Annotated in this window: 15 protein-coding genes and 1 tRNA gene; 13 read left to right on the top strand and 3 right to left on the bottom strand. The window is 62.6% G+C overall.

Annotated elements, in window-relative coordinates; translation table 11 throughout:
• Positions 1-44 precede the first annotated feature (44 nt).
• Entirely contained in the window at positions 45-959 is a 915-nt protein-coding gene (locus ACXYMN_RS04495; RefSeq protein ID WP_459012255.1) for an SPOR domain-containing protein, read from the bottom strand.
• Positions 960-1165: 206 nt separating this feature from the next.
• Here ACXYMN_RS04495 and ACXYMN_RS04490 point away from each other — a divergent pair.
• Positions 1166-1255 (top strand) — tRNA-Ser (locus tag ACXYMN_RS04490).
• Between the two features lie 298 nt (positions 1256-1553).
• On the opposite strand, the gene ACXYMN_RS04485 is transcribed toward ACXYMN_RS04490, so the two are convergent.
• The gene (locus ACXYMN_RS04485) at positions 1554-2495 is read right to left on the bottom strand and encodes a LysR family transcriptional regulator (protein ID WP_459012254.1); all 942 of its coding nucleotides are present in this window, start codon (positions 2493-2495) and stop codon (positions 1554-1556) included.
• Between the two features lie 106 nt (positions 2496-2601).
• On the opposite strand from ACXYMN_RS04485, the gene ACXYMN_RS04480 reads away from it, so the two are divergent.
• The 9 genes from ACXYMN_RS04480 (at position 2602) to ACXYMN_RS04440 (ending at position 8600) form a co-directional block, all read left to right on the top strand.
• Positions 2602-3051, top strand: a complete 450-nt coding sequence (locus ACXYMN_RS04480; RefSeq protein WP_459012253.1) for a cupin domain-containing protein — start codon at positions 2602-2604, stop codon at positions 3049-3051.
• A 13-nt stretch (positions 3052-3064) separates the two neighbouring features.
• Complete coding sequence (locus ACXYMN_RS04475) at positions 3065-3484, top strand: hypothetical protein (protein WP_459012252.1); 420 nt, start codon at positions 3065-3067, stop codon at positions 3482-3484.
• A gap of 226 nt (positions 3485-3710) precedes the next feature.
• A complete protein-coding gene (locus ACXYMN_RS04470) occupies positions 3711-4223 on the top strand; it encodes a DUF805 domain-containing protein (RefSeq protein WP_459012251.1) in 513 nt (170 codons plus the stop codon).
• Between the two features lie 125 nt (positions 4224-4348).
• The gene (locus ACXYMN_RS04465; RefSeq protein WP_459012250.1) at positions 4349-4792 is read left to right on the top strand and encodes a DUF3592 domain-containing protein; all 444 of its coding nucleotides are present in this window, start codon (positions 4349-4351) and stop codon (positions 4790-4792) included.
• Positions 4761-5303, top strand: coding sequence for a DUF3592 domain-containing protein (locus ACXYMN_RS04460; protein ID WP_459012249.1), 543 nt, complete (start codon positions 4761-4763; stop codon positions 5301-5303). Before ACXYMN_RS04465 ends, ACXYMN_RS04460 begins: the two co-directional genes overlap by 32 nt.
• A complete protein-coding gene (locus tag ACXYMN_RS04455) occupies positions 5300-5641 on the top strand; it encodes a hypothetical protein (protein WP_459012248.1) in 342 nt (113 codons plus the stop codon). Before ACXYMN_RS04460 ends, ACXYMN_RS04455 begins: the two co-directional genes overlap by 4 nt.
• 199 nt (positions 5642-5840) lie before the next feature.
• On the top strand, positions 5841-6782 hold the full coding sequence (locus ACXYMN_RS04450; protein ID WP_459012246.1) for a hypothetical protein: 942 nt from the start codon (positions 5841-5843) through the stop codon (positions 6780-6782).
• Positions 6783-6926: 144 nt separating this feature from the next.
• Positions 6927-7919, top strand: a complete 993-nt coding sequence (locus ACXYMN_RS04445) for a LysR family transcriptional regulator (RefSeq protein ID WP_459012245.1) — start codon at positions 6927-6929, stop codon at positions 7917-7919.
• Between the two features lie 114 nt (positions 7920-8033).
• Entirely contained in the window at positions 8034-8600 is a 567-nt protein-coding gene (locus ACXYMN_RS04440; RefSeq protein WP_459012244.1) for a c-type cytochrome, read from the top strand.
• A 128-nt stretch (positions 8601-8728) separates the two neighbouring features.
• Here the strand turns inward: ACXYMN_RS04440 and corA are convergent, their stop codons facing one another.
• On the bottom strand, positions 8729-9703 hold the full coding sequence (corA, locus tag ACXYMN_RS04435) for a magnesium/cobalt transporter CorA (protein ID WP_459012243.1): 975 nt from the start codon (positions 9701-9703) through the stop codon (positions 8729-8731).
• A gap of 480 nt (positions 9704-10183) precedes the next feature.
• Here corA and ACXYMN_RS04430 point away from each other — a divergent pair, with 480 nt between their 5' ends.
• The 3 genes from ACXYMN_RS04430 to ACXYMN_RS04420 all read left to right on the top strand — a co-directional run bounded on the left by ACXYMN_RS04430 (position 10184) and on the right by ACXYMN_RS04420 (position 13196).
• Complete coding sequence (locus ACXYMN_RS04430) at positions 10184-10729, top strand: YaeQ family protein (RefSeq protein WP_459012242.1); 546 nt, start codon at positions 10184-10186, stop codon at positions 10727-10729.
• A 137-nt stretch (positions 10730-10866) separates the two neighbouring features.
• The gene (locus ACXYMN_RS04425) at positions 10867-12162 is read left to right on the top strand and encodes a PQQ-dependent sugar dehydrogenase (RefSeq protein WP_459012241.1); all 1296 of its coding nucleotides are present in this window, start codon (positions 10867-10869) and stop codon (positions 12160-12162) included.
• Positions 12163-12194: 32 nt separating this feature from the next.
• Positions 12195-13196 (top strand): 2-hydroxyacid dehydrogenase, encoded by a 1002-nt coding sequence (locus ACXYMN_RS04420; RefSeq protein WP_459012240.1) that lies wholly within the window; start codon positions 12195-12197, stop codon positions 13194-13196.
• Positions 13197-13212: the final 16 nt, after the last annotated feature.

Genomic DNA, 13212 nt, shown 5'->3' with positions numbered 1-13212 from the left:
AATTGGCCCGGGCGGACGGCACACGCGGCCCGGACCATGTGGGATCAGTTTGACACGGCGTAGGCGTCGGTAAAGCCCGCGGCGCGGATCTTCTTGAGAAGGGTGTCGATCTCGGATTTCGACTGGGCCGGGCCGACGATGACGCGCCAGAAGGTCTTGCCGGACGAGCTTTGCTTCTTGACGGTGGGGACCATGCCGGCCTGGCGCATGGCGACGGCGGTATTCTTGGCGTTCTGTTCGACCGAGAAGATGCCGATCTGCACGAAGGGCTTGGCCAGCGCGTTGGGTTTGGGTGTCGCGGCAGGGGCGGGAGGCACCGGCGCGGGGGCCGGTGCGGCGGCGGGCGTCGGTGCGGGGGCGGCAGAAGACGCCGGAGGAGACGCCAGGGCTGCCGCGGCATTCGCAGCCACCGGATCCAGAGTGCTGCTTTCGATCGCGCCTGCATCGGGCAGCGCTTCGCCGCCCGTCGCGGCGGTCTCGGTTGCGGCGACCGGCGGCGGGCTGGCGGCTTCCTCGCGGCGCAGGGCGACAACATGCAGATTGGTCGGTGCACCGGCCAGCATGCCGATCGCGGCGGCGGCATCGGACGACACCTGCAGCAACGGACCTGGGGTTTCGCGTTCGCGCTTGAACAGCGCCCCGATGACGAACTGGCCGTTGGTGTCGTTGCGGATGATGACGCGCTCGGGCTCGGTCACGGAGGGGTGGGCAACCCAGACACCGCCAAGCGAAGGGCGTCCGTCCCAGAGCCCGGCTTCGCGGGCCTCGAAGACCTCGGGCGCCTCGACGTCGCGTTCGCTGGTCGCACCGCGGGTCACCGCCTGGTCACCCGATGCGGCGGTGCCTGTGGGTTTGGCCTGCAGGAAACCCGGCATGTCGGCACTGTCGCAGGCGGTCAACGCCAAGAGTGCCACGCCCAGCACGACGCCGCTGCCGCCTCGCGTGAAGAAGTGTTGCATGATGAAGCTCCGCCTTGCCTGTGCCCTGTCCGCCACCGGGATCTTCCGCCCCGGAATCCGGACGACGCGCCTGCGTGGATGCGCGTGTTCCCGCGCGACGATACAAGGCGTGCGGCCACAAGAAAAGCCCGTGCGCACCATTAGGCGAATTTCCCCTGGCCCGCGGCTTTCAGAATCGCGTGAAGAGGTCTAAGGCGTGCGGACCCGGAGGAGTGGCAGAGTGGTCGAATGCACCGGTCTTGAAAACCGGCGTGCGTGAGAGCGTACCGTGGGTTCGAATCCCACCTCCTCCGCCACATTCAGACACTGAATCCGTCCAAGGGCCCCTGTTGGGGCCTTTTGTCTTTTTGTTTCAAGGGCGTTGGCCGGGCCATCCGCTCTTCGGAGACCGGGCGCTTGACGCAGAATGGGCGGGGGCGGCATTGCGGCCACGCACGCGGTCAGCTCGCGCCGCGCACCATCGCACTGAAGCGGACCAGGCGGTCAGGGCGCGCCCGTTCCGAACGACCGCGACCGCATCGCGGGGCAGGGGGCGCGGGGCAGGGGCGTGAAACAGGGGCGCCGACCAGGGGCGCGGACCAGGGGGCAACGTCACTATTCCTGCTCGTCCAAAGGTTTCAACAGGTCCGCGATCTGCGTGCGCATCCAGCGGTGGGCCTGACTGGCCGAGTACCGTCTGTGCCACACCATGTCGAGTTGCGCGACAGGCACCGGCATCGGTGCCGTGTATATGTCGAGACCCGCCGCCGGGGCCACGTGACGGGCCAGCACGCTTGGCAGAAGCGCCACAAGATCTGACCCCGCGACCGCGCGGTAGACGCCGGAAAAAACCGGCATGGTCATCACCACGCGGCGTTTTCGACCGACGCGCGCGAGGGCCGCGTCCCCCATGGCGTGGCTCTTTCCCTCTGGCGAAAACAGCACATGGCCGAGGTCGCAGAACAGGTCCATCGGAATCGCTTCGGACGGCAGGATCCCGGCTCTTTGCAGTCGTGGATGGTTCTGCCGCGCCACGACCGCGAACCCCGCCCGGAAAACCGTCTGGCTTTCGACCCAGTCAGGCAGATCGGTTGTCGGGAGCAGCGCCAGGTCGACCTCGTATTGGTCGAGAGTGTTGATGTAGTTGTCGGGTACGAGATCGACGAGATGAACGCGCATCAGCGGGGCATGCGCCTGCAAGTGCTCGGCCAGACGCGGCATGAGCAATTCGGCGAAAAAGTCGCTGCCGGAAAGCCGAAAGCCCTGATTTGAGGTCGCCGGGTCGAAGGTGTCCGGCCCCTGGATCAGATTTTCCACCCGGTTCAGAACCTCTCGCAGCGGTGTCGCGAGCGAAAGCGCATAGTGCGTCGGTTCAAGTCCCTGGCCGCGACGAAAAAACAGATCGTCCCCCAATGTGATCCGCAACCGCCCGAGGGCTGCGGACACCGCCGGTTGCGACAGCCCCAATCGTTCGGCTGCGCGCACTGTCGAGTGCTCTCGCAAGAGCGCGTCGAGAACGCGTAGCAGATTGAGGTCGAAGCTGGATAAATTCGCCATGTGGATAGTGTTAATATAAACAATCTATTTTTTATATAGCCTTGGCTTTGATATCGTGACGGTATCGAAAGCGCTTTCGTTTCCATCAGGGCCATTGGAGGAAACGATGAAAGATCAGATACTTGCGCCCCATTTTGTCGAGTGGCTGGGGGCGAAATACCGCACGATCCTCGCCTCCGCCGACTCTGGCGGGGCCATGTCGATCACGGATTCGGTGTCGCCCCCGGGGTCAGGGCCGCCACGTCATGTGCACCACGATGCGGACGAAACCTTTGTCATGCTTACGGGTGATGCGGAATTCTGGCTGGAAGGGGCGCGGGTCATGCGCGGACCGGGGGACACCGTCTTCGTGCCGCGCGGCAAGCAGCACACGTTCCGGGTCGTGAGCGATATTCCGTCCCGGCATCTGGTTATCCTGACCCCCGGTGGTTTCGAAAGGTTCTTTACCAGGATGGCGAAAGAAAAGCTTCGCATCCCCGAGGATATGGCGGCAATCGCAGAGATCGGCGCGGAATACGCGCTGAGCTTCACGGGTCCGCCCCTTCATGACGAATAGAAAGGCAGTTCCCATGATCTCGATTTCCAAATGGTTCTTCGCAACCGCAGCGCTTTGCGCCCTTGTCGGCATGGCATGGGGCATCCAGATGTCGGCAAGTCACGACCATGCGCTGTCACCCGCGCACGGACATCTGAACCTGATCGGCTTTGTGGCCATGTCGGTGTTCGGAACCTATTACGCACTGACACCGCGCGCCGCGCATACGCGACTGGCGATGATCCATTACGCGGTTGTCGTGGCGACGGTTGTCACCCTGACACCCGGGATCGTATTGGCCATTACCGGCCAGGGCGAGACGGTGGCGAAGATCGGGTCCGTCCTTGCGGTCATTTCGATGGCAATGTTCGGATTTATGGTCCTGCGTCACGGCGTTGGACCGGAAACGGCCGCGCCGGACAGCCGGGAATTCGCCGCGCAACCCGGGGAATAGATCCCTGTCCTGACAGGATCGGAAAGAGATCCCAGCGGCCTCGCGACGCGATTGCGCAACTGAGTTCACAAGATCGTGGCAATTCGGACATTTCCGCGCCGCCCGTTGGCCAGGTCTGTCCCCGGCAAACTGACCGGCAATGCCGTGATCCGGGGCGACCTTTTCCCTGGTGCCTCCACGGCACCGATATCAAGGCGACACTGACCATCACCACCCAGGATCGACAATGGCACTGGGACAAAACAGAAGGAAAAAAGAAATGGACCTGTTTACAAGCTTCGAAGGGCGTATTTCCCGCAAGGGATTCTGGCTTGGCTTTCTGGGACTGGTGGGGATTTCCCTTGTTGCCGGTCTCGGGATGATCTCGGTCTTTCCAAAGGGCGGAGCGTTGATGGCGGGCCAATTGATCGTGTCTGCCGGGATGATCTATATCTGGTCCGCGATCCTTGTGAAACGCTTGCACGATCGCGGCAAGCCTGGCGTGCCATGGGCAATCATCTTTGTGGCGCCGGGTATTCTCATGCAGATCACGAGCATCTTCCAGATCGGCTATGCTCCGGTCGAACTGGCGGGCACGCAGATCATGGTGCCGGGCATTGGCGCGACGGTCGTGATGTGGTTCGCGACGGCGATGGCGCTGTGGATGGTCGTCGAACTGGGCTTCCTGAAGGGTGTGCCGGGCGACAACGAATACGGGCCGGATCCCCTGGGCGGGACCGCTGAGCCGCAGGCTGCCTGAGATCGACCGGCGAGGAAAGGAATGTCGCGATGCTGCGTACCGCTCTTATTCAGTTGAATACAAAGCAACTCTTCCTGTTTCGGACAGGACCGGACGGACAGCGGCAAGCGTCATGGCGGGTCTGGGTGCTTATCTTTCTGCTTCCGGTATTGTTTCTCGGGACTGCCGCGGCGCTTGCACTGGAAAGCTATATCTTCGTCGCCAATGCCGAGCGCACGAAAGGAGAGGTGGTCCGCGTCTATTCCTGGGAGGGATGGAATCCCTGGGACGGCGCGACCACCGACTATTCCCCGGTATTCCGGTATCGGTTCTCCGACACGGAAATGACCGAGGCCAGCACCGGCCAGTCGTCACCCAACTGGAATTTCGATATCGGCACGACGCATGATATCCTGTTCGATCCGGACCTGAAACGCAATGTCAGGCAGGTCCGCTTTGAGCAGCTTTGGGCCTTGCCGGTGACCATTTTTCTGATCGGTCTGATCTGTCTCATTCCGGCGGCCATTGCTGCGTTTTTCGTAATCCGATGGCTGAAGGGTGGCCGCGCACTGGCGATGTCCCATGGATAAGCCCGTTCGCTCAAAACCCGGAGAAGCCGGGGGTGACGCAGGCCAACTCTCTCTTGAGCGCGGCGTCATTCTTGCCATGCCGTTTATCCTGGCAATGCTCTACGGGTTTTGGACCTATCACAGCACCGGCAGCTATTATGGCGATCTGGACGCCTTGGGTGTCGAAACCCAGGCGACCATCATTTCGAAACGGATACGTCGCGGTGGCGGCGATCGCCCGCGCCATGCCTATGACATGACGGTCGGGTTCAGCGTCGGCGACACGATGCGGCGCGGCACCGTGACCGTGACCCGCGCCTTTTACGACAGCCATGACCCGCCGGATCGGGTTGCGATACGATATTTGCCCGACGATCCGCAAATCCGCGAAATCGACCCTGCGATGCGCGGAAAGTCGATGCGCGGGGCGCTGACGATCATCGGTATCCTGCTGTTTATCGGTGTCGCCAACCTGTTCATGACGGGCGCTGCAACGCGCGGCCTGCGCCGCCGGATGAAGGAGCAAGGATGATGACAATCTATGGCGTTCCGGTCTCGGACATCGAATGGACCACATGGTGGATGCTGGGGTCGGCGATATTGGCGCTTGTCGGGTTTCTTGGCTGGCAGATCGACAAGTTCTTCGTGGGTGCCAGGGTTATCGCGGAGACCGAAGAAACCACACCGAGGTTCGATTGGGTGCGCGAGAAACTTCTGCCGGGCTACCTTGCCAACCGGTCGTTCAAGCGTCACGTCGCCGGACGACAATTGCAAAGCCGGATCGGCAGCTACCTGTTCAATCTGATGATCCTGGGCCTGGTGTCGCATATCGGCTTCTGGATCTATGCGGCCAACTTCATGGCTTCGTAGGGCGCAGGAACGACAGACCTTGCGCCCGGGACCGGTCAGATCACCCGACGCCACCGCGTCTGCACAGGCAGGATGTCGCGACGATATGGCAGCGGTCGGAGCAGGCACCGCCCGGCAGGACAGACGGGCAGAGGCGGAGCGCAGGTCAGGCAGGCCAGGACGGACCGGACAGCGCCCTTCCCGGTGCAAATCTGCCGGTATGCTGCGCTGCGACGTTGTGTGCCATTGCATACAATTGCGGCACCCGACTATGAGGGCGCAACCCGAGAATATCTTGCCTTGCGGAGTTCCTTTGATGGTCGAAGCCACGTTTTCCACCGCTGACATCGCGCCGCGCGTGATCTTTCATGACGATGCCGAGATCATGGAGGTCAGCTTTGAAGGGCTGACGCTGGCGAACTCCATGGATGTGAACGTGTTTTACGATCACATCGAAGACCGCATTGCCGCCACGGGCGAGCCGCTGTGGTTCTTTCTTGTCAACTATTGCGACGCGCGGATCGACCAGGATGCGTGGTTTGCGTTTGCGCGGCGCGGAAAAGAGCTGAACGAAGCCCATTCGATGGGCAGCGTTCGCTTTGACGCCTCCGAAGTGACGCGCCGCCAGATCGAGCGGGACGCAGGCACCGAGGCATTCAATCCGAACCTGTTCTACGATCGCGAAGAAGCGCTGGAACGTCTTCGCGCGCTGCCCTCCAGGCGGAAGAAAAAGACGGTCATAACGCCAAGCCTGAGTCCCGAGGATTACAACTGGCGGGTCGATTTTGTGCCCGATGAGCAGATCATGCGGGTCGATTTTTCGGATCTGTCGTTCGAGAATTCCCGCGACGTCACCGAGGTCTACGACTTCATCGAACAGCAGATCAAGCCGACGGGTCAGAAGTGGTATTTTCTGATTAACTATGAAGGCACACGCATCCAGTCGCCTGCCTGGACTGAATATGCAGCGCGCGGAAAGAAGCTCAATCAGGAGTTCTCATTGGGATCGGCGCGCTACGCCGCTGGCTCCGAGACCGAGACGGACATCAGGCTGCGCGCGGAAAGCCAGGGGTTCCGGCCCAACATCCGCAACACGAAAGTCGAAGCACTGGAGCTTATCGCCGAAATCAAGGCGGCGAACCTGGAAACCGCAGGGCATTGACAGAAGGTCGGGGTCCGACGCCCGACCTGGCCCCGCCCCCCTGTGGACCGCCCTGTCCGGGGTGGTCGGGTCGAGGCATCTGATCGCCAGGCACCGTGACAAATCCCTCCGATCGCGGCAAGATCGCCTGCGGAAGGGCCGGTCATGAACCTCGCAAGCTTTGACCTCAATCTGTTGAAAGTCCTCGATGCGTTGCTGATCGAGGGGTCGACCACGCGGGCCGCTCGCCGTGTCGGTCTGTCACAGCCTGCTGTCTCGGCGGCGTTGGGGCGGCTGAGAACGGCTTTGGATGATCCGCTTTTCGTTCGCGAAGGGGCGGCATTGCGCCCGACGGACTTCGCAAGGGCACTGCGCGAACCGATCCGTGCGCATTTGAGTGGTCTGGAGCAGACCCTGGCCGGTGCGGGTCCGTTCGACCCCGCCAGTTGCGAGGCCTGCTTCCGGATTTCGGGCTCGGACTATTTTTCGGTCATGCTGTTGCCGAAACTGATGCAGCGGCTGGGCAAACTGGCTCCGAAGATGAGGTTGAGCATCGTGGACCTGGTCCATCCCGGCAACCTGCACGAGATGGGACGCATGGACGTGGATATCGCACTTCCCTGTACCCACGACATTCCGCCCAATATCGCCGCCGAACCGATGTTCTGGTCGGCCTGGCAGGTGGTTGCCAGACACGATCATCCCAGATTGGCGCGCGCCGGGATCGCCGCAGGCGACGACATTCCGATCGATCTTTATTGTGACATGGATCACGTCATCTTCTCGTCCGAAGGGCGGCATGCCAGTCACGAAGACCAGGTCCTGTCCGCGCTGGGACGGTCGAGACGGGTGGCGCTGTCGGTTGGCAGTTTCCGCGATCTCTACGAAACCGTGGCGGAAAGCGATTTGCTGGCGGTGCTGCCCGGAACGCTTGCGCGCGCCGTCGCGCAGAGGTTCGGTCTGGCGCCGCATCCGGTGCCCTTCCGGATGGAGCCCGCGCTCTTGTGGGTGGCGTGGAACCGCTGGCAGACCAATGATCCGGTCCACCGGTGGCTGCGCGGCGAAATCGCCAGCCTTCTGGTCCACCTGAACGACGTCGACCGGGCGCTGCCTGCATCGACAGCCCTGGCCTCAGCGTCGGACGAAGCCGCCGAATAGGAACCGCGCACGGCAGCGAACCGGCAATCCGGTCGCGTCCCCCACCCGGTTATTGGCCTCGGGCTTGAACCCGCGGCTGACCTGCCGGCGCGTCCTGGTCGCGGTCCGGGGTCCTTGGCCCAGATCTTGCCTACCTGCCCACGCAACCGGCGGCAGGCCGAAACCCGGGCGCTCTTGATCCAGATCATTCTCTTCTCGGGACCGGGGCATACACTTTGCCCCGAGCATGTCTGTCATCGGTCCTGGGAGAGAAAAATGATCCATCAATCCAAATCAATCGTTCTGGCCACGATCCTTGCCGCATCTGTTCCGGTTGCAACCGTTGCAGAAACCATAGGGCAAGGGTCATTCATGGCGAATTGCGCGGTCTGCCATGGTGCCGACGGCAAGGGGAATGGTCCGTTTCTCGATTTCATGAAGAACGCCCCGTCCGATCTTACCCAGATCTCCGAGCGCAATGGTGGGCGTTTTCCGATCGAGACCGTCTACCAGATCATCGCCGACACCGATCAGCAAAGGGCCCACGGCACCAGCGAGATGCCGATCTGGGGCAACCGCTTCAACGCCGATGTGATCGCCGAGGAAGGCGAATATGGCACGGGGGCAAGCGGATTGCCCACGGCGCAAGCGCGGATCCTGGAACTGGTCTATTTCCTCGCGACCATTCAGGAGCCGAACTGACCAAGCCGCCTGCGCGGGTGAAGGCGTCAATTCGCCCGCGCAAAACCCGTTGTACGGATAAACCAAATTGCAGTTGCCGGGCGATGGGGTAACAGGCGGGGGCCGAAGCTGTGACCACCGGCGGGCACCTAACGCAGCCATCCCTTCTTCCATATGTACCAGACAAGTCCGGCAGCCGATGCACACATCAGCATCAGCGCAAAGGGATATCCGAGGTACCACCCCAGTTCGGGCATGTTCCACGGTGATGTCTGCCGGTCGAAGTTCATGCCGTAGACGCTTGCGATGAAACTGAGCGGTATGAAGATGGTCGACACGATGGTCAGGACCTTCATGACCTCGTTCAACTTCATGCTGACGCTGGACAGGTGCACATCCACCAGCCCTGACGCCATCTCGCGATATGTCTCGACGATGTCCATCAGCTGAACGGTGTGATCGTAGCAGTCGCGAAGGAACGGTCGCGTATCGGCGGCAATGAGTGGATGTTCATCGCGAAGCAGGGTGTTGAACATCTCGCGATGCGGCCAGATTGCACGGCGCAGCAGCAGCAACTTGCGCTTCATACCGTGCAGATCAGAGATATTGCCGGGCTCGGGTGAACGGGTGACGCGATCTTCCAGGGCTTCAAGCTGGTCGCCGACCCGTTCCAGCGAGGGAAAGTAACTGTCGACGATGGCATCCAGAAGGGCGTAGGCGGTATAGTCCGCGCCTGCTTTGCGAATGCGTCCCGAGGCCTTGCGGATCCGGTCGCGAACGTTCTCGAAACAGTCACCGGGCCTTTCCTGGAAAGTGATGAGGTAGCCCGCACCGACGAAGAACGCGACCTGCTCGGTATCAAGGGAAACCGCCGCGTCCAGCATGAGGGCCACGATGAACAGATGATCGTCGTATTCCTCGACCTTGGGGCGCTGATGCGTGTTGATCGCATCTTCTAGCGCCAGTTTGTGCAGATCGAACACCGCGCCGATCTCGGAGATCATCCGGGCATCGCCGAATTGCACGATATCGATCCAGATCGTCGGAAAGGCCTGCCGCATCTCGACGATGGCAGCCACGTCGTCAACCTGACGCTCCACAAGATCGTCCGGTCCGAACGCCATGACCCGGATGCTCGGTTTCGCCGCCGCCTCGGGGATCTCGAGGTTACCCGGGACGGACCCGGGAGGAGACCGTCGCGCCGCCTTGATGTGCTTTCGCCTGGTGATCATGTCTGGCCTCGACCTGTTTCAGCCCCGGGCGTCATTTTAGGCAGAAAAGGCGTCGGCGGCGAACAGAAGCTGTCTGTCCCGTCCGACGTCCGGGGGGGCTGCACGTCTGTCGCGACACCTTTGGCGACACCTGCCGCGAAACCCGTCATAATGCGTCGTGCGGTCCCCTTGATCCGGCCCGCCGCTGCGCGAGGGGTGTTCGCCGGGTCGCGCGGCGCGGCACTGCCCCGGTCCGGACCCGCCATTCCGAACCTGCCGCCGCCCCGACCGGGCAGCGCCGCGCGGGCCCGGTTTCCCCGCGTCCTTGTATCTGCTTTCCAAAGCCCACCGGACAGAGTAGGCATCCCGATCTTTGCAATTCCGGGACAGATCATGGCGCAGAATGCCACCATTCATAAAGTCGAACTTTCGATCTCGGACATGGATCGTCACTATTATGAAACCCATAAGCTGACCGTTGCCAAGCATCCCTCGGAAACGGACGAGCGGTTGATGGTGCGCATTGTCGCCTTTGCGCTGAATGCCCATGAGCATCTGGAAATGACCAAGGGGCTGTCCACGGATGACGAGCCGGACATCTGGCAGAAAAGCCTCAGCGGCGAGCTTGATGTTTGGGTGGCGCTGGGACTTCCGAGCGAGAAGGTGATGCGTCAGTCCTGCAGCAAGGCCGACAAGGTCATCGTGTATCCCTATGGCGGCAGAACCGCCGAGGCGTGGTGGGACAAGATCAGAAACAGCACCACCCGCTTTGACAATCTGCAGGTGATACGCCTCCCCGAAACCGAAACCGGCGCACTGGCCGAACTGGCAAGCCGCGCGATGAAGCTTCAGATCAATATCCAGGACGGCGATGTAATGGTCAGTGTGGACGATCGCATCGTTTACGTGACCCCGGTGAAGTGGAAAAGCGCGGCGTAGCAGACCGCAGACCGCATCGTGCAGACCGCCCCGCAGCGCCGGTTCCGTCGCTGTGTCATGCCCCGGGGTTGACGCAAAGGTGCTGTCGCTGCCGCGTCGGCTTCGATAATCTGGCCCGGCTGAGAAGGAGTGCAGACATGGAGCTTATCGCAAGAGCAACCGCGGTGGTCGGCGGTGCAGTCGCTTTCGTGCGGCGCATGGGATCGCCTGCACATCAGGCCTTCGGCGTCGATCCAGACATACCCGACGCGCGCAGCCAGGGCATCATGACCCTGAAGATGCCCGTTGCGGAAGGCTGGAAGGATGGCCGCCTGCCGACCTGCGCGCCCGGACTGACGGTCAATGCCTTTGCCTCTGGCCTCGACCATCCCCGGTGGATCGAAGTGCTTCCGAACGGCGATGTGCTGGTGGCGGAATCCAAGGAACAGGCCGCGCCGCCAAGGACGCTGATGGATCACGCCGCGCAGGCGACGATGCGGCGGGTCAAGGCGATCGGCAAAAGCGCGAACCGGGTCACGCTGTGGCGCGATGCCGATGGCGACGGCACCGCAGAGATCCGCAAGGTCTTCGTCGAGAACCAGAACCAGCCCTTCGGCATGGCGCTGGTGGGTAACCGTTTCTACCTTGGCAATACCGATGGCATTCGGGTCTTCGACTACACGCCGGGCGACACCGCGCTTTCGGGCGAGGGCGAGACGCTGGTCGCGTTCAAGCCGCACGGCCACTGGACGCGCAGCCTGATCGCCGCGCCCGATGGCACGAAGATCTACGCCGGCGTCGGATCGCTGACGAATATCGCCGATGAGGGCATGGAGGTCGAAAAGGGCCGCGCCGCGATCTGGGAGATGGATGTGGCAACCGGGCAGGCGCGCATCTTTGCGTCGGGCCTGCGCAACGCCGTCGGCATGGCCTGGGAGCCGGTGACCGGCAAGCTCTGGACCGCTGTCAACGAACGCGACGGCCTGGGCGATGAAACGCCGCCCGACTACCTGACATCGGTCAAGGACGGCGGGTTCTACGGCTGGCCCTACTGCTATTGGGGAAAGACCGTGGACGACCGGGTGCCGCAGGATGCCGCCATGGTCGCCACGGCGATCACGCCGGATTATGCGCTTGGCGGGCACACCGCGTCGCTTGGACTGTGCTGGATGCCCGAAGGCACCCTGCCGGGGTTCGGCGCTGGCATGGTGATCGGCCAGCACGGATCGTGGAACCGGTCGAAGCTGAGCGGCTACAAGCTGATCTTCGTGCCGTTTCAGGACGGCGCACCGAGCGGCCCGGCGCGGGACATCCTGTCGGGGTTTCTGTCGGAGGACGAGAAACTGGCCTACGGGCGACCCGTCGGGGTTGCCGTGGGGCCGGATGGAAAATCGCTGCTGATGGCCGACGACGTGGGCGACATCATCTGGCGTGTCACAGGAACCAGCCGCTAGACATCGGCAAACGCCCGGAAGGACCCTTCGCCATGCAAGTCGCCGTATTCTCGGCAAAGCCCTACGACATCGCGTTTCTGACCGCGGCCAATGCTGGCACGGGGCATGAATTGCACTTCCACGGCACACGGTTGGCCGCGGACACCGCAGCGCTGGCAAGCGGTGCCGAGGCGGTTTGCGCCTTCGTCAATGACAGGCTGGATCGCGCGGTCCTCGACATCCTTGCCTCTTTCGGCGTGCGGCTCGTGGCGCTGCGCAGCGCCGGGTTCAACCATGTCGATCTTGCCGCGGCCGAAGCGTCCGGCATCGCGGTCTGCCGGGTTCCGTCCTATTCGCCGCACGCGGTCGCCGAGCATACGGTGGCGTTGATCCTTGCGCTGAACCGAAAGACCCACAGGGCCTGGGCGCGGGTGCGCGAGGGCAACTTCGAGCTTGATGGCCTGATCGGCGTCAACCTGCACGGCAAGACCGTCGGTGTGATCGGCACCGGACAGATCGGGTCTGTCCTGGCGCACATCCTCCGCGGCTTCGGCTGCCGGGTGGTCGCCTGCGATCCCGCGCCCAATCCCGAATGCCGCGCGCTGGGCGTCGAGTACCTGGACCTCGCGTCGCTGCTCGTGGCCAGCGACATCGTCACGCTGCAATGTCCGCTGACGCCGCAGACGCACCATCTCATCGACGATGACGCGGTGGCGCTGATGAAGCCCGGCGTCATGGTGGTCAACACCAGCCGGGGCGCGGTGATCGACACGCCGGCGATGATCCGCGGCCTCAAGAGCGGGCATATCGGCAGCCTCGGCCTCGACGTCTACGAAGAGGAGGCGGATCTGTTCTTCGAGGATCTGTCCGACCGCATCATCCCCGATGACGTCTTCGCCCGGCTTCTGACCTTTCCCAATGTGCTGGTCACCGGCCATCAGGGGTTCTTTACCCGCGAGGCACTGACCGCCATCGCCGAGACGACGCTGGCCAATATCACCGCGTTCGCGCGCGACGGCATCGTCCTCAACCCGGTGCCGAACGCCCGGACCTAGCCGGGACGCCATTTCG

This window comes from Roseivivax sp. CAU 1753 (assembly GCF_054482575.1).
The sequence above is the reverse complement of the archived record's forward strand: the minus strand, read 5'-3'. Positions and strand labels throughout refer to the sequence as shown.

Coding starts and splice junctions, on each gene's coding strand:
- ACXYMN_RS04495 (WP_459012255.1), bottom strand. CDS start 959: ATGCAACACTTCTTCACGCGAGGCGGCAGCGGCGTCGTGCTGGGCGTG.
- ACXYMN_RS04485 (WP_459012254.1), bottom strand. CDS start 2,495: ATGGCGAATTTATCCAGCTTCGACCTCAATCTGCTACGCGTTCTCGAC.
- ACXYMN_RS04480 (WP_459012253.1), top strand. CDS start 2,602: ATGAAAGATCAGATACTTGCGCCCCATTTTGTCGAGTGGCTGGGGGCG.
- ACXYMN_RS04475 (WP_459012252.1), top strand. CDS start 3,065: ATGATCTCGATTTCCAAATGGTTCTTCGCAACCGCAGCGCTTTGCGCC.
- ACXYMN_RS04470 (WP_459012251.1), top strand. CDS start 3,711: ATGGCACTGGGACAAAACAGAAGGAAAAAAGAAATGGACCTGTTTACA.
- ACXYMN_RS04455 (WP_459012248.1), top strand. CDS start 5,300: ATGATGACAATCTATGGCGTTCCGGTCTCGGACATCGAATGGACCACA.
- ACXYMN_RS04450 (WP_459012246.1), top strand. CDS start 5,841: ATGCTGCGCTGCGACGTTGTGTGCCATTGCATACAATTGCGGCACCCG.
- ACXYMN_RS04445 (WP_459012245.1), top strand. CDS start 6,927: ATGAACCTCGCAAGCTTTGACCTCAATCTGTTGAAAGTCCTCGATGCG.
- corA (WP_459012243.1), bottom strand. CDS start 9,703: ATGGCGTTCGGACCGGACGATCTTGTGGAGCGTCAGGTTGACGACGTG.
- ACXYMN_RS04430 (WP_459012242.1), top strand. CDS start 10,184: ATGGCGCAGAATGCCACCATTCATAAAGTCGAACTTTCGATCTCGGAC.
- ACXYMN_RS04425 (WP_459012241.1), top strand. CDS start 10,867: ATGGAGCTTATCGCAAGAGCAACCGCGGTGGTCGGCGGTGCAGTCGCT.
- ACXYMN_RS04420 (WP_459012240.1), top strand. CDS start 12,195: ATGCAAGTCGCCGTATTCTCGGCAAAGCCCTACGACATCGCGTTTCTG.